This is a genomic window from Bartonella sp. AA86SXKL (assembly GCF_042196885.1).
On record NZ_JBHIRE010000434.1, the window covers coordinates 1 to 640 of the forward strand.

Annotated in this window: 2 protein-coding genes; both read right to left on the minus strand. The window is 39.1% G+C overall.

Annotated features, from left to right (window positions below):
* Positions 1 to 176, minus strand: a 176-nt coding sequence (locus ACFIO5_RS12470; protein ID WP_375705572.1) for a glutaredoxin domain-containing protein, incomplete at its 3' end; no start/stop codon positions are given.
* A gap of 47 nt (positions 177 to 223) precedes the next feature.
* On the minus strand, positions 224 to 640 hold a 417-nt coding region (locus ACFIO5_RS12475; RefSeq protein ID WP_375705571.1), incomplete at its 5' end, for a ComF family protein.

The window sequence follows — 640 nt, forward strand, 5'->3', positions numbered from 1 at the left end:
TCACCTATAAAAATTTGTGGAAATGTATTACGCCCATTCGCTCGCTGCACCATTTCTTGGCGAAGAGAAGTTGATGCGTCAATATCTGTATATTTTACACCTTTTTTATCAAGCAAATCACGTGCTCTCTTGCAGTAAGGACAGTTAGGACGTGTATAAAGTATGATTTCTTTCATCGTGTTTTCTCCAATGTTTTCAAAATATTTATAAATTAAAGCTTCTCTCAAGAATTAGGAAATATAGAAGCCTCTTTTAGTACACGTGAAAATGTTAGCACATCAACTTGGCGCGCCCCTGCACGTTTTAATGTTGCAGCTGCGGCTGTAACTGTCGCGCCTGTTGTAAAAACATCATCAATGAGCAAAATAGAACGTCCCTTTAGATATTTTTTAACTTTACGTGGTACTTCAAAAGCATTCAGCACATTCAGTTTTCGTTCCCGAGCAGATAAATTCACCTGCGGGCGAGTATGCCGACAACGTACAAGCCAACCGGGCTTAAATTCTTTTTTCTGCACTCTTGCAATATAACGCGCAAGCTCAGCAGATTGATTATAACGTCGCTTCAAAAAACGACGAAAATGCAAAGGAACGGAAATAATAATATCGCAATCATCAATAATCTCACGTCCAGCAGATAC